We start from the raw sequence: 22,104 nt of genomic DNA, 5'->3' as shown, positions 1-22,104 counted from the left end.
GATAGCTCATGTTCAGCTTACTTATTGCAGATGACGAAGCGCTGGAGCGGGAGGGTCTTGAGCTGATGATCAGGCATCTTATGCCGGACACCTTTCATTTCCTTCATGCGGAAAACGGACGAAAGGCCATTCAGATTACGGAAGAGGAACGGCCTGATTTTATCTTTATGGATATTAAGATGCCGGGAATTCAAGGGCTTGAAGCTGTACGTCATATTGCTGCCCTAGTTCCCTCAACCAAAATTGTGATGATCACGGCTCACGATTACTTCTCTTACGCGAAAGAGGGCCTGGCTCTAGGAGTCAGAGATTATCTGCTTAAGCCGGCAAGGCCGGAGGAAATACTCCACGTATTACAGCTGTTAGTTGCGGAAAAGGAAGAAGAGAAGCGTGTGCGTAATGAGCAATTAGAGCTTCAGGAGAAACTGTCGCAGCTGATTCCGCTAGCCGAGAACGAGCTCTCTCTTATGCTCATGCTGGAGTCGGTGCAAGAGGTGGAGCTTGAACAGCTTGCAAGTCTGTTAGATATACAGTGGTATAAGGGCTATGCGATGGTATTATCTTTTTTCAGGAAATCCAAAAAGGAGTGGGACGAATTTCAACTGCTCAAGCGGGACATCTATGAAGCGGTTAAGCATTTCACGAAGCCCAATTTGTCCCCGATTGTCGGGCCTATCGTTGGACATCAGATGGCTTTATTCATTCCTCTTCCACCCGGCAGGCACGGTTATTCCCAGCGTATTATTTCCCTGGAATGGGGTGAGCGTATTAGGGGGATTATCGAGGAGAGATTCCAGTTGTCTCTTTCCATTGGGATTGGATCGGTTCAGGAGGGCTGGGACGGAATCAGCCGATCCTACCGGGAAGCCGTTCGGGTTTGCGCGGAGGATAGCGTACTCCTGAATGTACGGCATTACGATGATATGCTCCTCAGCTCAGGGCAGACGAAGATCTCACTGGATGACGAGAAGAAGCTCTTGGATGCTTTGCTGCGGCATAATAAACAGGAAAGCGCAGAGAGACTTAGCTCTTTATATTCCATCTTGGAAGAGAAGAGTTTCGGTTCATTGGCTACCTTGCGCGCAGAGGTCATAGGGCTTCTGATGTTTCTGTGCCGCGCGGTTCAATCTGGTGAAAGTGCTAATCTGATTAGAACCCTGAGTGTAGTAGAGGATCGCGAAGTTCTTCGTAAAACGGCCCTATATTGGCTCGATTCTTTCATCGATGGTTTGATGGAAGAGCGGGAGCAGAGTCGTTCACATGTATTCCGGAGGGCGCTTCTCTATATTGAGCAAAAGTATAAGAAAGACATCTCGATGGAGCACATTGCGGAATACGTGAATCTTAGCCCTCATTATTTCAGTAAATTATTCAAGCAGCATGCAGGAGAGACTTTTATCGATCATGTCACCGGGCTTCGCATTAAGGAGGCTAAGAAATTGATTGTGGAACAAAGTCTCAGTTTAAAAGAGATATGCTACGAGGTAGGTTATAAGGACCCTAATTATTTTAGCAGGGTCTTCAAGAAAGCGACAGGAATTACGCCAAGCGAATATCGGCAGCAAATCGAGAAGAAAAGTCCTTGTTAAACCAACAAGGACTTTTTTGTGCTTTATAACCAAATTGTCCTGTAAATAAAAACGCAAGTGGCCTTCTTTCCAGGAGGAAGCAAAGAAATGAAGATGGAGAGGAAAGAAGTGCTGGAAATGAACACGCCGCCGAAATCACTCCCGTGCTAAGCTTTTTTTGTAAGCGCAACCAATTATTTCAGCTGATGAAAAGGGGAGATGAAAGAGTGAGAAAGTACGGTCAAGTTTTTCGTCTAGGGGCAGCTCTATTATTGGCATTATCACTTGCAGGCTGTGGATTGGTCTCCAATGGGGATACCGGAAATAAGGAAAAGACGGCCGCGAAAGACGGAGACAAAATTGTTATCGGAATGTCGATGGACACTTTGAAAGAGGAACGTTGGCAAAAGGACCGCGATATTTTCACCGCTAAAGTAGAAGAGCTCGGAGGCGAGGTTAAGGTGCTCGCGGCCAACGGGGACGATGCTACGCAAATGAGCCAGGCGGAGCAATTAATATCTCAGGGAGTAAACGTTCTTGTCGTTATTGCCCACAATGCTGAAGCCACAGCGCCGATTGTGGAAAAAGCGCACAAAGAAGGAATCAAGGTTATCGCTTACGACCGTCTGATTAATAACGCGGATGTGGACTACTATATTTCTTTTGACAATGTACGGGTAGGGGAATTCCAGGCGAAAGCGGTGATCGAAAAGGCACCGAAAGGCAACATCGTTTATATCGGCGGAGCCGATACGGACAACAATGCCCATATGTTCAAGGAAGGGGCCATGAATATTCTGAAGCCTCTTGAAGAGAAAGGGGATATCAAGATTGTCTATGACCAGTTCTCCAAGGACTGGAAACCGGAAGAGGCCCTTAAAAATATGGAAAATGCGCTAACTGCGAACAACAATGATGTTCAAGGCGTGGTTGCAGCCAACGATGGAACTGCAGGGGGTTCGATTCAAGCCTTAACCGCTCAGGGGATGGCCGGCAAAATTCCGGTATCCGGCCAGGATGCGGATTTAGCCGCCGTACAACGGATTGCGGAAGGCACCCAGCTGATGACCGTGTATAAGCCGATTAATGCGATCGCAACAGAAGCTGCGGAGATGGCAATGGCTGCGGCCAAGGGCGAAAAGATCACTACTGAAAAGACTGTAAACAATGGGAAGATTGATGTTCCTTCCGTGCTGCTCGACCCGATTGCGGTGAACAAGGACAATTTAAACGTCCTTATCGAAGATGGATTCCACAAGCTGGAGGATGTATACAAGAACGTTCCTAAGGACCAATGGCCCAAACAATAACTAGGTGCAAGGGTGCGGAACCTTAGGGTTCCGCTCTCTGCTGATTCCTGGTCAGAAAGGGTGCGGAAATGATGCATGTATTAGAAATGTCGGATATCACCAAGGAATTCCCTGGAGTTAAGGCCCTGGACCGTGTGAATTTTAAGGTCAGGAAGGGAGAGATCCATGCTCTTTGCGGGGAGAATGGGGCCGGGAAGTCAACGCTTATGAAAGTGTTAAGCGGCCTCTATCCGGCAGGAACCTATAGTGGGGAGATTATTATTGAGGGACAAAGCAGGCAGTTCCAGCAAATATCGGATGCTGAGAAAGCCGGGATCGCCATCATTCATCAGGAGCTTGCCCTCGTCAAGGAGATGACGGTAGGCGAGAATATCTTTCTGGGAGCCGAGCCGTGCAGGCACGGGGTGATTCAGTGGGATGAATTGTACCATAACGCCTCTGTGTGGTTGAAAAAGGTAGGGTTGAATATTTCCCCAAACGTCAAAATCGGCCATCTGGGGATCGGACAGCAGCAACTCGTTGAAATCGCAAAGGCACTTTCCAAGCATACGAAAATTCTGATTCTGGACGAACCGACAGCGGCTTTGACTGAAAGTGAAGTCTCCATCCTGATGGGGATATTGAATCAGCTGCGCAGTGAGGGCGTTTCCTGTGTATATATCTCGCACAAAATGCCCGAGGTCTTTGCTCTTGCAGATTCCATCACGGTACTCCGTGATGGGCGCACGATAGCGACTCTGGATCGTGAGGAGACGGATGATGATAAGGTTGTATCCCTCATGGTGGGCCGGGAACTGACGGAGAGATATCCGCGAGTTGATCATATACCGGGAAATACCGTGCTTGAGGTAAGCCATTATAACGTATGGCATCCTGAAAAGCGTAATCAAAGAGTGCTTAGGGATATCCACTTCACATTGCGTAAAGGGGAGATTCTTGGAATCGCCGGACTGATGGGTGCGGGACGAACCGAGTTGGCGAGCAGCCTTTTTGGGGCTTATGAAGGCAGGGCTGAGGGAGATGTACGAATCGAAGGGAAAGCGGTAAGGATCAGATCCGTTGCTGAAGCCATCAAAGCAGGGATTGCTCTAGTGACGGAAGACCGCAAACGCCAAGGACTAGTGATGGGCATGGATGTGAAACGAAATACTACGATGGCTGCGATGGGCAAGGTATCGAAGCTTGGTGTTATTAACGAGAATGAAGAGATCAAGTGGGGACGCCAGTATGTGCAGGAGTTAAAGACGAAAACATCTTCGTTGGAAACGTTGGTAGGCACCCTTTCGGGAGGAAATCAGCAGAAGGTTGTACTTGGAAAATGGCTGATGTCCGATCCGAAAATCCTGATTATGGACGAACCTACCCGGGGGATTGACGTTGGAGCGAAATACGAAATCTACAATTTAATGAATCGGCTGGTAGATCAGGGTGTAGCCATTATTATGATTTCCTCGGAGTTGCCGGAGGTGCTTGGCATGAGCGACCGGATTATGGTGATGTGCGAAGGGGAACTTGTGAAGGAATTTCATTGGCGTGAGGCTACCCAAGAGAATATCATGATAGCCGCCGCGGGAGGTAAATAATATGCAGCTTCAAAAGGAACTTCAAGATCGAAGAGATGTCCCTGCGACCCGAAAGTCACTCTGGAGCAGCTTGTTTGGTGAAATGGACGTACGTGCATATACCATGGTAGGGGCGTTGGTATTGCTGTGGGTCCTGTTCGGTATTCTGAATCCTACCTTTTTGACCTCGCGAAACTTATCTAATCTATTCACCCAAATGTCCGTGACTTCCATATTGGCTATTGGGATGGTACTGGTCATTGTAGCGGCTCATATCGATCTTTCAGTAGGTTCGATCGTAGGTTTGACCGGAGGCATAGCCGCTATACTGAGTAATTGGCTGGGACTGCCGGCGATTATCGTCATTCTTGCAACCATGGCTGCCGGAGCGGTACTGGGTCTGCTTCAAGGATGGCTCGTGGCTTACAAAGCAATTCCTGCTTTCATCGTCACTTTGGGTGGCATGATGGTGTTCCGTGGCGTGTTAATGGGTGTCACCGAGTCGAAGACAATTCCCATATCCGATCCGGTGCTTGGATTGCTGGGAAATGCTTATTTTGCTAAAGGGTTCGGTATCGTGATCGGTTTGCTGGCCGTGGGATTCCTTCTGTGGAGTGCCTATAGGAAGCGAAGCTCCCGGCAAAAATACGGCTTCGAGGTTGCGCCGCTCGGCGTGGATATCATCAAGGTCTTCTTCCTGTCACTCCTGGTAGGATCGTTTGTATTCGTCATGAACAATTACAAGGGGATTCCTTTTCCTATTATCTTCGTTATTGTATTGGCGATCATTTTCTACTTTATTTCAACTAAGACCACCTTTGGACGTCATATTTATGCCATTGGAGGGAATATGGAGGCTGCCCGCTTGTCGGGTATTCCTATTAAGCGGAAGACGATGCTGATCTTTGTACTAAACGGACTGCTCGCTTCGATTGCGGCCATCGTCCTGACTTCCCGCCTAGCTTCTGCGACCATCACTGCCGGCAATATGGCGGAGATGGACGCTATTGCCGCTTGCGTCATCGGTGGAACCTCACTGATGGGCGGGGTCGGTACCGTCATAGGTGCCATTATAGGCGCATTGGTGATGACCACCCTCGATAACGGGATGTCACTCATGGGGTTGGAATCCTTCTGGCAGTACGTAGTTAAGGGCTCCATCCTGGTTATCGCCGTTTGGCTTGATATCTCTAACCGCCGAAAGGGAGTAAAGTAGGACTCACTCATATGGCTTATAGGAAGAGGCTGCCCCTTAGATCACCGAAGCAAGGGGGCTAGCCTCTTATACTTATTTTAGAGAGGAGAACGTCACCGTGGACCAAAATATAAAAGAAGCGATAGTCAGGGGAGAGACCTCGCTTGGCATCGAATTTGGATCTACCCGTATCAAGGCTGTGCTGATGGATCACCATTTTAAAACAATCGGATCCAGCAGTTATGAGTGGGAAAATCAATTGATCGGCGGTTATTGGACCTACGATCTTAATGAAGTGATTATCGGGTTGCAAGAAACCTATGATCAACTAAGGCAAAAGGTCGCTAATAATTATGGTGTAACATTGCAAAAAATCGGATCCATCGGATGTTCCGCCATGATGCAGGGCTATATCGCACTTGATCATGCGGGGGAGCTACTGGTTCCGTTCCGTACGTGGCGCAATGCCACAACGAGTATTGCTGCAACGGAGTTAACTGAGAAATTCAATTTTAAAATTCCCCAACGCTGGAGCATCGCACATTTGTATCAAGCGATTTTAAACGATGAAGAGCATGTCCCTAACATAGATTATATTACGACTTTGTCGGGTTACATTCATTGGCTGTTGACCGGTTCCAAGGCTCTTGGCATGGGGGATGCCTCAGGGATGTTCCCGATCGATATATCTGCACAGCAATACAATGAAGATATGGTCAAGCTGTTTGACGATTTAATCGCCGATAAAGGCTACCCGTGGAATCTAAAGGATATTTTACCTAAAGTATATACTGCAGGTGAAGCCGCTGGCTTTCTCAGTGAAGCTGGTGCCCGACTATTAGATCCATCAGGCAACCTTCAAGCAGGTATTCCATTATGTCCTCCAGAGGGCGATGCCGGAACCGGCATGGTCGCTACGAACAGTATCAAAAAATGTACAGGCAACATTTCCGTAGGCACGTCGATATTTGCCATGTTTGTCCTAGAGAAAGACTTATCCGCGGTGTATCCTGAGATTGATATCGTGACTACACCGGATGGCAGCCCTGTCGGTATGGTTCTAGCTAATAACTGTTCGAGCGATATTAATGCATGGGTCGGCTTGTTCCGTGAATTTAGTGAAGCAATGGGACTGAAAACGGATATGAATCAGCTATTCAGCGTCCTGTTCAACAAAGCGCTGGAAGCAGACGCTGACGGGGGCGGGTTGCTGAGCTTCGGCTACTATTCTGGCGAGAACATTACCGGGCTTGCCAAGGGTCGTCCGCTGTTCGTTCGTTCTCCGGAAAGCTGCTTCAATCTGGCAAACTTTATAAGAGTACATCTGTTCACCGCGTTTGCTGCACTAAAGCTTGGGATGGATATTTTGACACAGAAGGAGAATGTAACGATTGACCGGATTCTGGCGCATGGCGGGTTGTTTAAAACGCCGCTGGTTGGCCAAAAAATGTGTGCTGCGGCACTGAATGTCCCTGTTTCTGTCATGTCTACCGCTGGTGAGGGCGGCGCATGGGGGATGGCCATTTTGGCTTCATATATGGTTAATAAGGAGCAGCACGAGAATTTAGCTGATTACCTTACCACTAAAGTATTCATTGATGCGGATACAGAAGGGCAAGAGGTATACCCTAACAGCACGGACGTGAATGGTTTTGCTTTGTTTATGGAGCGTTATACAAAAGGTCTAGCAATTGAGCAGGCTGCGGTAGATTACTTTGTGGAGAATTGGAAGAAGTAACAAACCACCATGGAATCTGCCTACGGTAAACCGATAATCATGATCTCCGAACCCTCCTGTGGTAAACTATGACAAAAAGCACAAATCTATTTCCTCGTCAAAAGGAGGCTGCTATGAGCGATGCGGCACTGGATCTGCAGTTACTGGATCATTTAAAGCCGGAATTAACCTCATTTTGTTACCGAATGTTGGGGTCCATCGAAGACGCAGACGATGCGGTTCAGGAAACCTACATCCGTGTTTGGCAAAGCTGGAATTCATTCAGGCAGGAATCGTCACACAAAACGTGGATTTATCGGATTGCCTCCAACTTGTGTTTGGACAAACTAAGACAAGCCAAACGCCGTACCCTGCCCGTCGATCTGTCGGATCCGGCGGTCTCCATCATCCCACCCAGTGAAACATTGCCGGACTCTTCCTGGATCTGGCTTACCCCCGATTTGGGGGAGAATCCCGAAGAAGCGCTTATTCGCAAAGACACCCTGCAGCTCGCCTTCATCGCGCTCTTGCAAGCCTTGCCTCCGCGCCAACGTGCCGTGCTTATTTTGAAGGATGTGTTCGACTGGTCCTCCAAAGAGATCGCGGAAACTTTGGGGATGTCGCCGGCCGCCGTAAACAGTGCCCTGCAAAGAGCCAGGGAGACGATGAACCGAACCCGGCTCCGTTCTGAAGAGCTCAGCCGGACGGTGGATGCCGAACCTGATCATGAGCTGCTGTCACGGTATGTGGATGCCTTTGAACAATTCGATATCGATGCCCTGGTTGCGTTATTCCATGAGGAAGGCTGCATGTCCATGCCGCCGTTTGCCATGTGGGTGCAGGGCAAGGACGATTTGTTCAAGTTTTTCTCGCTTACCCGATGGCATTGCGAGGGCTCCCGCTTTTTGCCGGTCACGGTAAACGGCGGCTATCCGGCTTTTGCCCAGTACATGCCGGGTCCTGAAGCATCCGTCCTGGTCCCTTGGGGAATTCACGTCATTGAAGTCAAAGACGGGAAGATCGTCCACCTCCAAAATTTCATTAACGCCAAATTATTTTCACGATTTGGACTTCCGGAGCAAATCGACCGATGAAATTCGAATATGAAGTACGTCTATATTATTGAAAACTAAAAAAACGAGAAAATTAGCGAGGTGTTTTTGAAATGGGAACAAGTAATCCGACGAAGGTAACTGTCGAGGCAGTCGTTCAGGCGCCTATTGAAAAGGTATGGAACTGTTGGACGGAGCCGGAGCACATTACGAAATGGAACCAGGCTTCCGAAGACTGGCATGCCCCGAGGGCAGAGAATGATTTGCGGGCCGGCGGCAAGTTTTTGACCCGGATGGAAGCCAAGGATGGCAGCATGGGGTTTGATATGGGCGGTGTATATGACGAAGTGAAAACGCATGAATTGATTTCATATACGATGGGAGACGGGAGAAGGGTGGACATTACCTTTACGGCTCAGGGCAGTGAAACCAAGGTCGTCGAAACTTTTGACGCCGAAAGCACACATCCGGTTGAGGTCCAGCAAGCGGGCTGGCAAGCGATTATGAACAATTTCAAAAAGTACACGGAAGAATCCTAAGTATAAAGGAGGTACAGTCGATGGCAGTAAAACTCACCCCATATATCACATTAGAGGGAAGAGCCAGGGAAGCTATTCAGTTTTATGAACAGGCGATCGGCGCTAAGGTTGTTTCCATCATTACTTACGGAGATATGCCGGACATGTCCAATACTTTTAATGAAGAACTGAAGAGCCTGGTGGCCAACGCAAAGGTGCAAGTAGGCGAAGCGGAACTTATGTTTTCCGATGATCCGTTTGGTTCGCCTATTGCCAGCGGTAAAAAGGTTACCATTTGTATTACAACGAACGACGTGGAAACGTCAAAGCGCTTCTTCGAGGCCCTGCGGCAAGACGGCCAAGTCAATATGCCGTTTAAGGAAGAGCCGTTTAGCCCTGGATTTGGGGATGTCACGGACAAATTCGGAGTTACCTTTCAAATATATACGGAAGTTTAGGGTTAATATAGAAGAAGGCCGCCCTCTTAGCGGGGAGGCCTTTTTCAATACTTGTTTGATGATTGGAGAGAGACCTATGCGAGAATTCGAAATATTAACGAGTGTCGAATCGGCATATGAATTTATAGGACGCCATCGGTTATCGTTTCTCTATATCACGATGACGGGCTGTAGTGTTTGTCATGCATTGCAGCCGCAGGTGCAGAAATTACTAACGAAATACCCGGATATTCAACTCGGGACGATCAATGCGCAAGAAGTTCCGGCGGTCGCGGGGAGCTTTTCTGTTTTCACTGCGCCCGTATTATTGCTTTATGTGGAGGAGAAAGAGTATATCCGTGAAGCGAGAATCGTGCATCTGGATCTGCTGGACGAGAAAATCCGCAAAATTTATGATTTAGCGACGGGATGAATTAGGCGGTAAAGAAAATAGACAGCCCGCATCTGGAGCTGGATCGTTTTGTGCAGGTAAGCACGGATATTTTCAGAAATCCTCATCGCATGCTCGATGTTTTCCAGTTCCATGATTGCAATAGATCTTTTCAAGTTCACGGTTTCCTCGGAATAAACGGAGCTCTGGAGTACCTGAATCATTCTGATTTTAAAAAGGTGCGCCTCATGATATAGACGATATTCGTTATCAGGATCTCGCCCCGCAGTGAACAGACCGGTTTTCTCCCAGTAACGGATTGCGGATTTAGGAGCCCCCGTCCTTCTGGAAACCTCGTCGATGCTGAACTGTTGCTTAAAGTCGTATGCTTGATTGTCTTCGGAATACGATTTCAGCTCCCTTACGAGTTGATCCAGGCTTGCTTTTTCCCGATGGAGCATGACCTCCTTATCTCTGACGATCCACAATGCCTCGTCCAATTCACTTCGCCCAAGGCAATGCATCACCTCGCTCGTTACCTCCATACCGAATGCGGAAGCCATGGCTTGAATACATGCCAGATAAGCCTCATGCCGTTCCGTATATATACGGTATCCATTTGCGGATCGATCCGCAGGAGGAATTAACCCCTTCGCTTCATAGTTCCGCAAGGTGTTGGCGCTTAATCCGTATTTTTCAGCCAGTTTTTTTGGTCGAAAGTCCATGCTATCCCGCCTTCGTAATAAAATACATAAACATTAAAACCCTTGTAATGTTATTCTGGTTATCCTATTGAAATCCTTCACTTGTATATCCTAAACCTTCCAATTGGCTTGCATGTCGTATGATGGAGATAATCCATTTCAAGGAGGAATAAGTATGACAAAACCAGTATTCCGTCACGACATGACCATCGAGGAGATTTGCGAGATAGGAAATCAGTATATCGATCTGGTATGGAAGGCATTATACGATTCGATGCTCGATGAGTTAACGATCGCTTTTCAAGAAATTGAGGACGCCGCCTATGGCCGCTATTTGGACCGGTTGATGCCCGCATTGTTTGAAGGTCTTGAAGACGCCGGGTTCGAAGTCACGGAGCCCCTCAAAGAGGATGATTTCGTGATCGGGAACTGTCTGCTATTTCGCAACTCGCTTGAAAAATGGGGAACCGAAGATCATAGATCCCGAATTTTCTGGAATGTGATCCGCAGTAAGAATAGTCAACAACCGATTGGCACTTTACTGATGGAAATTCCTCATTCGCATCTGAAGTTCGACATTCCTGCGGCGCCTGTACTATATTCGCTAAGAGAGTACGAGAGGGAACCTATCGCCCAAGGAATTCGACGGATCAAGGAATAAGAATAAATTTACCGAAAAACCAATGCTAAATTTAAAGAGTTGCCCCAATCTGGGTGCGACTCTTTTTTTGCACTCTCTTATTCCATGAGGTAGTGACTCGCATTAATTTCCAGAATCCAGGTAATAAGTAGGTAGGATTTGGGACAAACGATCTCTATAATGGAAATTAGATACATATCAAATACATCAATATTTAAGTAATGAGCATAAAATATCCTTGGTTCTAGGAGGTTATCCTGTGGGAAGATCATTTGCAAATTTGCATATGAAGTCGAACAATCCGGAGAAGACGGTCGAAGCCCTAAGAGAGTTGATCGAAAGGCACCCCAAAGTCCTAGGTGAAGAGGAGGTGCGGGAGACCAAGGTTGTCATGTACATAAGCGAAAGCAATGAGAATTGGATCAGCGTGCTCCATGAATATTTTGTATGGGGGACGGTGAAGAAAATCGGTCTAACGTTGTCCCGGTTGATCGATGATCCCATCATGACCATCGGATATATGAATGAGGAAATACTCGAATTGTCGATGTTCGCGCACGGAGAGATACAAGCCGAAAGAATCTTTTGCGAGCCATGGACGAGAGAAGAATATGAAGAACTCCGGGAAGAACGTCTTCAAGATGACTACTTGGGGGAAGTCTTGGGTCTCCGTAAGGAGGAGCTTGATGAGCTTATAGAGATTACTAGCCCGGAACAGGCGGTAAATAAGCTGTCGGAGCTTGCGGGGATGTCTTTATGGAGCGATGCGGAGTGGATCCCGTATGAAGAAGATCTAAGAGAGCGATTTGTGAAGTATGAATTTTGAATGGGCGATTAAGGACTCCTACTTTATTTGAAAATGGTCCTAGGAGGCAGAAATGAGGCTGGATTTCTCATTAGATACCCATGGAACATGCGTCGGTCAATTGAGAGACGAACTGCTGCCGTTAGTGGAATTGGCAGGAACATGGGAGTTTCCGTATGATATTTATCTTATACTGCGTGTTTTACCTGAAAGTTACGACCGAAAAACATTCCGACGCTTTGACAGCAAGGATCATGTTCTATATCTGGACATCAGCATCATCTATGAGCAGTATCAACGGATGTCCAAAAATGAACAACGCGAAGCATTAGGTATGTATCTCTATGATTACATGTCAGAGTCCGTTGCGAAATATAAACAGCACGCAGATAAGCAAACACAAAATCAATTATTGACCCGCTTAAAGAATTGGATGCACGAAAACAATTGGCTGGATGGAAAGATTAATAGGGCAAGGAAGCTGCTTGCGCAGGATACGGGGCTTTATGAGGTCAGCCAACAATTGCAAATGCCGTTAGAAGAAATTGAGTATATCCTTCTCCGCATGCATGATTATGAGCTAACCGAACCTCATCCGGACAACATCGCCGCGGAAAAAGCCCCGCCATATCCATTGTAAAAGAGGGGGATGGTCATGAAACCGACGCAAGAGAAGCCTGGCTTGAGGAGGCGGCGGAGTAAATGAATAAATTAAAACATAGCGGATTCTATAAGCTTAAATTTTTAATAACACCAGAGGAATTTAAGGATGTCTTAAAACGGTTCGAGCAGAAACAAGCGCAATTTAATTGTACCAATCATGCCCGGACCATACATGACCACACCCAAGTGTATGAGGCTTATGAAAAGTTCTACCGGTATATCACAGCTCAAGAAAAGCCCGATTACCACCCGTTCTTTGTATATTCTATTTCTTTTATCATAGGTAATGAAAGCTCTGGGATTTTTGCCAGAAATGAAAGTTTCGGATTTCCCTATGGCGAACAATGGGCAGAGGATGAAATGCCGTGCCTCTTGTTCTCCTTACCGAAAGGGGTCCGAGTTGATTTGGAGGACGAAAAGGGGAAGTATTACGTTTACGAGGATCTTCGGGAACATCAGCCCTTTACGTATGCGTTTTTTAACGAAGTAGCAGACTCTATTAAAAAAATGACAACACCGTTTCGTTTCTTTGCACCTGCTGGGGATGCTTTGCAAGAGCAAAAGCCGGCGGTTCGCATAAGCAAAAATACGGTGAATGACATTATGAACTCCTGGATTTTCAAGAAATATAGTCTTGTTATGGCTGGCAAGTAAGGGGAGGCTCGCGAATGCGGAAGAAATGGAAAAGAAGGATCTTGATCAATGATCCTGCCACGCTGGACCGGGCTCAGATCAAGCAGGACTTACTCGAAGGGAACCAGGTGATCGTCCAGTTCTCACACCCGGATTTTTATAGTGGCTCTATTTTGGAGGAAGTGGATGAGCTGTGCGCAAGTTTGGATGAAAACTTCGGCGTACGGTTCTACGGGCATTATTCCCTCTCTTTCGACGGCCGTACGCTCCTGAGGATCCCCCATGTCAAAATGCTGAATCTCGATAGTCTCGTCCAGGCACATCACACCGAAACATTGGCCACACTTGAACACCTAACCATCCTGCATGTGGGCATATATGAATTGGAGAACTCGGATATTCTCGGATATGACTCGTTGCGTTCTTTAAGAGATTTAGTCATTATGTCGGATAAAAAGATGCTCAACCTGCAATATCTTAGCGGGTTTTCCCGCCTCGAAAATTTGCATGTCGGGGGCAAGGTGAAGAACCTGGATGCGATCGGCGATCTGGAAAATTTGAATTATCTTGCGCTGCATTCGATCAGCAAATTGCCGCTTCATTTTGTAAACCGGTTGAAGAAGTTGAAGTATCTTCGCCTTTTGCTTGGAGGCCGGGAGAATATACAGGAAATCGAAGAGAATGAAATCGGCGATCTGGAGATTTGCAGAATCCGGGGTTTTCATGACCTGAGCAATATTACGAATTTCCGGGCGCTGACAAGACTTAGAATCGAGGATCAAGTCCGGCTACAGGAAATTGATTTTGAGCGGGAGATGGAGGAGCTGGAGGAGATCACCATTTCAAATTGTAAAGGACTGACTACTTTATCGGGAATGGAGCGGTTGCCATCGCTGCGTAAGCTGCGCATTTCCGGAACGGCTGTCGATTTTGATTCCTTTATCCGGCAAAAGCTTCCGGGTTCGCTGTCCGAAGTGGAATTCATGACCTTCAAAAGTAAAGCGGATCAGGAAATACAAGATTCTTTATTGAAGCTGGGTTTTCAAAAATGGAGTATCTAATACGTGGTAGAAGAAAGGATGACGGAAGTGCCAAATGATAACCATGCTAGCCCTCCTTCTTCTATTAGAGAAGATGGCCGTTATACCATTGACCTGACGGGTCCCCGTAGCCACACGCTTGTCCGTCGGCCCGGTGTGGGCAGTCTGTCCATGGGACCGTCGGATTTGGGGAAAAAGGCGGACCTTCACGTCCCGCCCGATGCCGACATCGACTGGAGCGTATTCGATCCCTTTGCCACGCCGGCGGGCTCGCCTTGGCCGCGGTTTCTGCACTATACAGGCAGCGATGCAGGCTTCTTGGATTGGGCGCAGAACCGACCCATTGAAGAGATAACGTGGACACCGATCCTGTCTGCGGATATGATCGCGGATGCCAGCGAGTCCATTATACATAGCTTGCATATCGGGTTGGGTCAATCCGGGGCTCATCTGAGTTTGAAGCTCCCGAAGAGTTCCTTACGCCTGAGCGTCTCCGGCGATCTATCCCGATTCTCGGCCACTGGCGATTTGCCATCTTCTCTGACACTAGCGCCGCGTACTAGCCGACGCAAGAATGACCCTCCTTTTGTGCTGCCCGACCTGGGTGATTTGTATCAGGTGACGAGTCTGACGCTGCAAAGCACACCCTTGGGACAGCCCATCTCGCTAAGGTGTCTGGATCGGTTCCCCAACCTGGATTCACTGAGTTTGTGGGGGAACTTCTCCGACCTGGAATTATTGGCTCGTCAGGCCCGCTTAACGAATCTTGAGCTTCGCTTCATGCCGGATCTAGAGGACTTGCCGGCCCTGGACGTGTGGCCGTTACTGGATGGATTTATCGCCTACAATGTGGAGGATGCCGGCGGCAAGCGCCTCAAGCAGCAAATGAAGGCACGCGCCAAGACCCGCCCGTGGGCCGGCTATGTTTCAGTAAGCCAATTGCGAAAGCTGGAGTGGTGGATGACCGAGTATGGACGTCCATTTTCGTCCTGGCCTAAACGTTTGGCTAAGATAGCTAACGAGGCTTACGACGCTGCACAGGCAGCTTTGGCTCAGGCCCGAAGCTTGGCCGACGCCGAGGCGGCCATTACGGCTTTCACCGTGCGTTTTAATACCCTCAAAGGCATTGAAACGACCGAAAGGGAAGACCTTGGCGAAGCGGTATGGCAACTCAGCCAGTCCGAACATAGGATTGATCAGCCTATAACCGAGGAAATGGCTCAAGGCTGGTTTGATTCCGCGCGCGAATACTGATTTGCACGAGCCTATGAATGGGGGGTATTCATGTACATCGTATCTCAGCCAAAGCCGCTGTCTGAGGGCCAAAATCAAATGCTTGCAAAGGAAGATGCTTCTGTTTTTCCGCCAGGCTATCTTCGGTTTTTACGGCGATTCGGCGAAGGGACCTACAGAGGATGGATGAATGTCCAATTGCCTGATCCGGAAGTGCTGAAGCCTTTTACCGAGTACGAGTTATGGGAGTTTGACGAAGACAGCCCCATTACGGAGCAACAGATCGGCGAGTGTATCGCGTTAGGCACAACGGTTGACGGTGATTTTCTGGCGGTACATCCCCGGACGGGAGGACTGCTCTGGCTGCCCCGGCATGCGGAGCAGGTAATGGCGATCTCGCTGCAGACGCTAGATCAGAAGCAGGAAGACGACGAGATGTACGCCTTAGTGTTGGACGAAATATACCGGCAGGTATATGGAAGAAGCCAAGAGGAAGCCGTCTACTATGAACCTTGGACGGGGACTCGAAGCCATCTCTTTTTGCGTTTGCAGCCTGGCCAAGGCCAGCCTTCGTTGTCCGAGCTGGCTGAAGCGTGCAGAGCCGACTTTCCACCGGATATGACCATGGAGACCCCGTTTGTTTGCTTTCAGTTCTATCGTAAACTTGGCGGTTATATCCGATTGAATTATGCCTATGGGCAAGAGGTGGCCGTTTTCTATGAACAGGACGCACAACAGACGTTTTCCTTTTTAAAGCATTGGCTCTTGTCTAAAGGGTGTGAAACAACATAAGATTTGAACTAGGAGTGGTAACGGATGATCGTTCTAAAAGATATCGGGAAGTTCAAGGAGCTGCCGGAAATCGCAATGCATATTTACCAAGGAGATATCCCGGCTTTACAAGCTGCTCTTGCGGCAGGCTGGGATATCGAGGAGGGCATCGTACTCAGCAAGTACAGTACGTTAAGTCCGTTGGATCTGGCGCTTGTATCGCAGAGAGCCGATGTTGTAAAGCTGCTGGTAGAGCACGGCGCTAACCTGAATGTGAAACAGAATCCGGCCTTTTTGCGGGCTGTCCGCTATTGCAAGGAGAACCTCGTTCGCTACATAGCAGCGCAAGGGGCCAAGCTGGATATGGTCAATCAAGTGGGATCAGGCGCTTATTCACAGGCCTACTACGGCAACAAGAAGAATATCCCGCTTATCCATGAGCTGGGTTTGGATATCAAGGAGCATGGCGGTGACGTATTGCGCCAAGCCGTGTCGGACCATGACCTTAAGACACTCACGTATCTGCTCGATCAAGGGGTGGACATCAACTATAATCAACCGGATATGGTGTATCCTTATCGGGCAACCCCATTGACCGTTGCCGCCCGTATGGGCAATATGGCAATGGTCAAATTTTTGATTGAACACGGCGCTGACGTGACTTTGGCTGAAAAGGACGGCGATCGGCCGTACACGATTGCGGTGAGCAATAAGGACACCGTCATGGCGGACTATTTGAAATCGCTGGAGCCGGCTGAATTTCATAATTTGGAGAACAAAAAGTATGAGCTGAAAAAGTACAAATTAACCGATGAACTGGTCCGTTTTCTTACTGGAGACAAGCTGCGTCTTGAATTGGCGCAAAATGAGCATGAAATCGGATTTATCGACTTTTTCGCATTGACCGATACGATCGAGATGAAAGTCGGCAGGCAAAAGCTCCTGCGTCTATCCGCCGATATCGACAATTACTCCGATTTGCTGCTTCTTTGGAATCCGAAGAACAAAGGCCGGATCGGCTGTTATGATGTGGAGCATCAGACTTATGCGGATTTATGCAGCTTTACCGAGTTCCTCGCACAGCCTGAAATGCATCTTATTCGTTTTCTTGAGGGTGCATAAAAGAAACTAACAACGAAGGGTATCCTTAAGATCTGGAGGAATGATTTATGAACGGAATAGTGCGGACACCCGAACCCCCTTATTACGCTGTTATTTTTACATCGGAAAGAACGGATGGGGATCAAGGATATGCAGAAATGGCGGAAGAGATGGAGAGGCTCGCGTATTCCCAGCCTGGATTCCTAGGTGTAGAAAGCGCCCGGGAAGGCTTAGGCATTACGGTTTCCTATTGGGAGTCGCTCGAGGATATTAGGAATTGGAAGCAGAACGAACGACATTTGATTGCCCAGCGGCGGGGGATGTCGGATTGGTATCTCACATATAGAACGAGAGTTTGCAAGGTCGAACGGGATTATGGGTTTGAGAAAAATGCTGAACCGCTATATTGACAACTCTGATCGTTATTCCTATAATACATAGTATAATACTAGGGATTAATTAGTTGAGGTTATGGCTCTTTTGTTTAACTATAACTTAAGGAGTGTTTAACATGGCTGATGTACATACTTTCAAAGCAACGGCACATTTACAAAATGGAGTTCAAGTCAAAACTACGTCCAGAAATTTCGAAATCACCATTGACGAGCCGAAGAGCTTAGGCGGAACGGACACGGGAATGAATCCGGTCGAAGTGCTTCTTGCCTCATTAGGGGCATGCCAGTCTATTGTGGCAAGGGTTTATGCTCCTAAGTTTGGCGTAAAGCTGGATGACTTCCGTGTGGAGGTTGAAGGCGACATTGATCTCGACGGTTTTTTTGACAGATCTTCCGTTCGTCCCGGTTACTCCGATATCCGTTATACGTTCCGGATTCAAACCGACTCGCCCAAAGAGAAGGTGGAAGAATTCGTACAGTTTTTGGAGACTAAATGCCCTGTTGGCGATACCATTGCAAATCCGGTAAATCTTAAACTGGAGAACATTATAATTGAAAAGTCAGTAGAGGTATAAGCTCCGAATCTGATGAAGATGAAGAGAGAGCAGCATGCAGCGGTAAACGGGCGTGCTGCTCTTTTTGCTGATCAAGTCACAGAAGATTTACGTTCATCGTCTTGTATGTATCAGACCCGAAAGGAATGGTACACATGACAGAAAATAATTACGGGTCCCCATGGGACGTTATCATCATCGGAGCCGGCGCCGCAGGATTAACAGCCTCTATTTATTTGGCAAAGGCAGGAAAGAATGTGCTGCTTCTCGAAAAAGGATCCTATCCGGGAGGTCGGGCCATTTCTACGGAGATGGCAGGCGCGCGTGTGAATTTGGGCGGTCATGCCCTCTTTAGAAACGCCTTCCGAATTCTGCACGAGGTAGGCGTCCCTGTGGAAGGGACGGCTCCGAAGCCGCCAGGCCTGCTTATGTTCAAAGAAGCGGACGGTAAGGAAAGAGCTGTGCCGCTTACGCAATTATTACTAGGGTCCTTCTTGTCGTTTCAGGAGAAAATTCAGCTGGTTCGCTTTTACAGCAGCCTTCGTAAGACAGACACTTCCGCGCTGCAGCATGTGCCGCTTCGGGCGTATCTGGAATCTCAACTTTCCAGTCCGCGGGTGCGCAGTGTCCTGGAAGCGCTGGTTCGTTTATCCACTTACTGCGAAGCTCCTGATTTACTGAGCGCCGGGGCTGCTATTCATCAACTCCAGCATGGCCAGGTTTTGTATATTGATGGAGGCTGGCAGACGCTTGTGAACAAGCTGGTGGAGCAAGCGAAGAAAGCGGGCGTGTCGATTCGCCCAAGCTCACCCGTCCGGGAAATTAAAGGGAGCTACCCGAAGATGAGCCTCATCTTGAAGGATGGGACACAGCTGACGTCCAGTTCCATTGTCTCCACGGCCGGACCGGCGGATACGATGTCTCTTCTTAATCCCGCTCTGAACCCGGACGAGGCGGCCATTTATCAGCAGCTTATTCCTGTTCATGCAGCATGCCTCGATCTTGTGGTATCCGGGATGCCAAGGCCCAAAACGAAGTTTGTACTTGGTGCTGATATTCCGTGGTACTACTCCAATCATTCCGCTGTCGCAGCACTCTCCGATCAGCCCGGAACAGAGGTAATCCATGTCATGAAGTATCTGCCCGCTTTGAACAAAACAAACTCCAAGGAGGATGAACGCGAACTTCAAGGCTTTCTCGACAGCATACAGCCCGGGTGGCGTAAGCATGTCATTAAGCAGCGCTTTCTGCCTTCTATGCTTGTATCGCATAGTATGGTTATGGCCGCGAACGGGGGGCTCCCGAACAGACCCGGGTCTCAGGTCAAAGGGCGGCCGGGTCTGTATGTCGCCGGGGATTGGGTCGGATCTGAAGGGTTACTGCTAAACGCTTCATTGGCGAGCGCAAAAGAAGCGGCAGCATTAATAACCAATTACGAACAAAAGTATTGAAAGACGTTTAGAGAGGGGTACAACGTGGAGCTGGATTCTGTATACAAGGAATATAGGCCTTTATTGCTTTCCATTGCATATCGAATTTTAGGGTCTGTCACCCATGCCGAGGATTTGGTGCAGGATGTGTTTGTAACCGTGCAGCAGCGGGGCACCCATCTGGAAGAGGATGGGATCCGTAATCTCAAAGCATACTTATGCAAAATGGTTACCAACCGCTGTCTCGATTACATGAAATCCGCAAGCAAAAAGAGAGAGGTGTACGTCGGCCCCTGGCTGCCGGAGCCTCTTGTTCAGGACTATACGGACATTCCCAGTTATGCTGCCGGTGAGGACCCGCTCCAAAGAATTGTTCTGGAGGATACCATATCCTATGCCTTGCTTGTCATGCTGGAACGATTGACCCCCATGGAGCGGGCCGTGTTCATTTTGCGGGAGACCTTTCAATACGAGTATCGGGATATTGCCGAATTTGTAAATAGAACCGAGCTGGGTTGCCGTAAAATTTATAGCCGCCTCAAACGAAAAATCCAGGATGACGAGCCCTATCCCGAGGTTTCCGCCAGCCCTCATTCCGAACAGCTCATTCTCCAATTTCTCCATGCGTCGACAACCGGCGATATGGAAGGGTTATTTGCGATGCTCGCCGATGATATTGTGCTCTATTCGGATGGCGGAGGCAAAGTCATGGCGGCCATTCATCCGGTTACATCGAGCAAGCGCGTGTTCGCCTTTATTCAAGGACTCTTGTCGAAGGAAAATACAACAGGCAGCGTGCGTCTGGTCAAGATAAACGGACAGTTGGGTTTTGTGTTGCGCAGCTCCTCCGAGCCTTTCCCGACCCTTATCAGTCTGGAAGTGAAAGAGGATCGTATCCAGCAAATTTATTTCCTTCGTAATCCCGATAAAATGCTGCATTTAAATTTGGGATAAAAATAGCTTGTTTTTAAGATCAGCGGCGTAAAAATTCCGGTAGAGCATCACGATTTCACTTGCTCCTTATATAAAGTAATGTTTTATAATAGAGCAATAGAGCTACCGATACATAGCTGGCGCCACAGAATTGCGTAGATCAAAGGTGCAGATTGCCAGTTCAATTAAATTAATGGAGGCGCTTACCTATGGACCAACAATTTCAGCAAGAAGGATACTTTGGGGAGTTCGGGGGCAGCTTCGTCCCGCCGGAATTGCAGGAAGTCTTGAACTATCTGAGTGAGCAATTTTACAAGTTTAAAGATGACCCGGGTTATAAGGAAGAGCTTCGCTTTTATCTGCGAGAATACGTGGGGCGCGAGAATCCGCTGACGTATGCGGAGCGGCTGACCAAGGCTTGGGGAGGGCCGAAGATTTACTTGAAGCGTGAGGATCTGAATCATACCGGAGCGCATAAGATCAACAACGCTATCGGTCAGATTCTGCTCGCTAAGCGGATGGGAGCCAAGCGGATTATCGCCGAGACCGGTGCCGGACAACATGGTGTTGCCACAGCAACGGCCTGCGCCATGTTTAATATGGAATGCGTCATCTACATGGGAGCTGAAGATACCCGTCGTCAGGCGCTAAACGTGTTCCGAATGGAACTGCTCGGCGCAACTGTAGTGCCGGTCCAAAAAGGCCAGGGGCGACTGAAGGACGCGGTCGATGAGGCACTGGACGATCTAGTTCGCAACTATAAAAATACGTTTTATTTGCTCGGTTCCGCAGTTGGCCCTCATCCGTTTCCGACAATGGTCAAGCACTTCCAGTCTATTATTAGCGAAGAATCGAAGCAACAGATTATGGAGAAAGAGTGTCGATTGCCGGATGCTGTAGTGGCCTGTGCGGGCGGCGGAAGTAATGCAATTGGTGCATTTGCCCACTACATCGACGAGCCAAGCGTTCGCTTGATCGGCGTTGAGCCTGATCAGGCGCCATCCTTAACCCAGGGTGTCCCGGGTATCCTTCACGGCTTCAAGTGCTTAGTGCTGCTGGACGAGGAAGGCCAGCCGAAGAAGACCTATTCGATTGCCGCGGGACTTGACTACCCGGGCATTGGACCGGAGCATAGCCACCTGAAGGTGACGGGCCGGGCTGAATATGCAACTGTCACCAATGAGGAAGTGCTGGAAGCCTTCAAAGAACTGTCCCGCACGGAGGGAATCATTCCTGCCCTAGAGAGCGCGCACGCAGTTGCATACGCGAAGAAGCTGGCTTCGACGATGGGGCAGGATCAAATAATCATCGTCAATCTGTCTGGCCGCGGGGATAAGGATGTAGAACAAGTGTATCAAATGCTCAAATAAAACACGGATCAATGATCGGAAGGAAAGCACGGGGCACCCCAAAGGTGCCCTTTTTCCGTTTTTGAATGATAATTAGCCCCTT

Annotated in this window: 23 protein-coding genes; 22 read left to right on the top strand and 1 reads right to left on the bottom strand. The window is 48.4% G+C overall.

Going from position 1 to position 22,104, the window contains the following annotated elements:
• Positions 1-8: 8 nt before the first annotated feature.
• From NYE70_RS17370 to NYE70_RS17330, 9 genes are all read left to right on the top strand, one after another.
• A complete protein-coding gene (locus NYE70_RS17370) occupies positions 9-1,589 on the top strand; it encodes a helix-turn-helix domain-containing protein (RefSeq protein ID WP_211025046.1) in 1,581 nt (526 codons plus the stop codon).
• A gap of 185 nt (positions 1,590-1,774) precedes the next feature.
• Positions 1,775-2,878 (top strand): D-xylose ABC transporter substrate-binding protein, encoded by a 1,104-nt coding sequence (xylF, locus tag NYE70_RS17365; RefSeq protein WP_211025044.1) that lies wholly within the window; start codon positions 1,775-1,777, stop codon positions 2,876-2,878.
• 71 nt (positions 2,879-2,949) lie between these two features.
• Positions 2,950-4,461, top strand: coding sequence for a xylose ABC transporter ATP-binding protein (locus NYE70_RS17360; RefSeq protein WP_282103193.1), 1,512 nt, complete (start codon positions 2,950-2,952; stop codon positions 4,459-4,461).
• A 1-nt stretch (position 4,462) separates the two neighbouring features.
• Positions 4,463-5,656, top strand: coding sequence for a sugar ABC transporter permease (locus NYE70_RS17355; protein ID WP_341047129.1), 1,194 nt, complete (start codon positions 4,463-4,465; stop codon positions 5,654-5,656).
• Between the two features lie 97 nt (positions 5,657-5,753).
• On the top strand, positions 5,754-7,373 hold the full coding sequence (locus NYE70_RS17350) for a xylulokinase (RefSeq protein WP_341047127.1): 1,620 nt from the start codon (positions 5,754-5,756) through the stop codon (positions 7,371-7,373).
• 68 nt (positions 7,374-7,441) lie between these two features.
• On the top strand, positions 7,442-8,446 hold the full coding sequence (locus NYE70_RS17345; protein WP_211025036.1) for a sigma-70 family RNA polymerase sigma factor: 1,005 nt from the start codon (positions 7,442-7,444) through the stop codon (positions 8,444-8,446).
• Positions 8,447-8,517: 71 nt separating this feature from the next.
• Positions 8,518-8,943, top strand: a complete 426-nt coding sequence (locus NYE70_RS17340; RefSeq protein ID WP_211025035.1) for an SRPBCC family protein — start codon at positions 8,518-8,520, stop codon at positions 8,941-8,943.
• Between the two features lie 20 nt (positions 8,944-8,963).
• Positions 8,964-9,380 (top strand): VOC family protein, encoded by a 417-nt coding sequence (locus NYE70_RS17335; RefSeq protein WP_341047125.1) that lies wholly within the window; start codon positions 8,964-8,966, stop codon positions 9,378-9,380.
• Positions 9,381-9,456: 76 nt separating this feature from the next.
• Entirely contained in the window at positions 9,457-9,792 is a 336-nt protein-coding gene (locus NYE70_RS17330; protein ID WP_341047123.1) for a thioredoxin family protein, read from the top strand.
• Here NYE70_RS17330 and NYE70_RS17325 read toward each other — a convergent pair.
• Positions 9,771-10,475 (bottom strand): MerR family transcriptional regulator, encoded by a 705-nt coding sequence (locus tag NYE70_RS17325; RefSeq protein WP_341047121.1) that lies wholly within the window; start codon positions 10,473-10,475, stop codon positions 9,771-9,773. The genes NYE70_RS17330 and NYE70_RS17325 overlap by 22 nt on opposite strands.
• Before the next feature lie 154 nt (positions 10,476-10,629).
• Between NYE70_RS17325 and NYE70_RS17320 the strand changes: the two genes are divergently transcribed.
• From NYE70_RS17320 to trpB, 13 genes are all read left to right on the top strand, one after another.
• Positions 10,630-11,115, top strand: coding sequence for a DUF6022 family protein (locus NYE70_RS17320; RefSeq protein WP_290406505.1), 486 nt, complete (start codon positions 10,630-10,632; stop codon positions 11,113-11,115).
• A gap of 238 nt (positions 11,116-11,353) precedes the next feature.
• A complete protein-coding gene (locus NYE70_RS17315; RefSeq protein WP_341047116.1) occupies positions 11,354-11,920 on the top strand; it encodes a hypothetical protein in 567 nt (188 codons plus the stop codon).
• A gap of 52 nt (positions 11,921-11,972) precedes the next feature.
• Positions 11,973-12,539 (top strand): hypothetical protein, encoded by a 567-nt coding sequence (locus tag NYE70_RS17310; protein ID WP_341047115.1) that lies wholly within the window; start codon positions 11,973-11,975, stop codon positions 12,537-12,539.
• Between the two features lie 62 nt (positions 12,540-12,601).
• Complete coding sequence (locus tag NYE70_RS17305) at positions 12,602-13,216, top strand: hypothetical protein (RefSeq protein WP_290406508.1); 615 nt, start codon at positions 12,602-12,604, stop codon at positions 13,214-13,216.
• A 14-nt stretch (positions 13,217-13,230) separates the two neighbouring features.
• Positions 13,231-14,256, top strand: a complete 1,026-nt coding sequence (locus NYE70_RS17300) for a hypothetical protein (protein ID WP_341047112.1) — start codon at positions 13,231-13,233, stop codon at positions 14,254-14,256.
• 18 nt (positions 14,257-14,274) lie between these two features.
• Complete coding sequence (locus NYE70_RS17295; protein ID WP_341047624.1) at positions 14,275-15,489, top strand: hypothetical protein; 1,215 nt, start codon at positions 14,275-14,277, stop codon at positions 15,487-15,489.
• Positions 15,490-15,519: 30 nt separating this feature from the next.
• On the top strand, positions 15,520-16,260 hold the full coding sequence (locus NYE70_RS17290) for a hypothetical protein (protein ID WP_341047109.1): 741 nt from the start codon (positions 15,520-15,522) through the stop codon (positions 16,258-16,260).
• 24 nt (positions 16,261-16,284) lie between these two features.
• The gene (locus NYE70_RS17285; RefSeq protein ID WP_341047108.1) at positions 16,285-17,361 is read left to right on the top strand and encodes an ankyrin repeat domain-containing protein; all 1,077 of its coding nucleotides are present in this window, start codon (positions 16,285-16,287) and stop codon (positions 17,359-17,361) included.
• A gap of 47 nt (positions 17,362-17,408) precedes the next feature.
• A complete protein-coding gene (locus tag NYE70_RS17280) occupies positions 17,409-17,750 on the top strand; it encodes an antibiotic biosynthesis monooxygenase family protein (RefSeq protein WP_290406512.1) in 342 nt (113 codons plus the stop codon).
• 101 nt (positions 17,751-17,851) lie between these two features.
• Entirely contained in the window at positions 17,852-18,310 is a 459-nt protein-coding gene (locus NYE70_RS17275) for an OsmC family protein (protein ID WP_341047105.1), read from the top strand.
• A gap of 134 nt (positions 18,311-18,444) precedes the next feature.
• Positions 18,445-19,740 carry a phytoene desaturase family protein gene (locus NYE70_RS17270; protein ID WP_341047103.1) on the top strand — a complete coding sequence of 432 codons (1,296 nt, stop codon included), beginning with the start codon at positions 18,445-18,447 and terminating at the stop codon, positions 19,738-19,740.
• Positions 19,741-19,764: 24 nt separating this feature from the next.
• Positions 19,765-20,673, top strand: coding sequence for an RNA polymerase sigma factor SigJ (gene sigJ / locus NYE70_RS17265; RefSeq protein WP_341047102.1), 909 nt, complete (start codon positions 19,765-19,767; stop codon positions 20,671-20,673).
• Positions 20,674-20,861: 188 nt separating this feature from the next.
• Positions 20,862-22,022, top strand: coding sequence for a tryptophan synthase subunit beta (gene trpB, locus NYE70_RS17260; protein WP_341047101.1), 1,161 nt, complete (start codon positions 20,862-20,864; stop codon positions 22,020-22,022).
• Positions 22,023-22,104: the final 82 nt, after the last annotated feature.

It is taken from the genome of Paenibacillus sp. FSL R5-0407, assembly GCF_038009185.1.
Lineage (GTDB): Bacteria > Bacillota > Bacilli > Paenibacillales > Paenibacillaceae > Fontibacillus > Fontibacillus vini.
The sequence above is the reverse complement of the archived record's forward strand: the minus strand, read 5'-3'. Positions and strand labels throughout refer to the sequence as shown.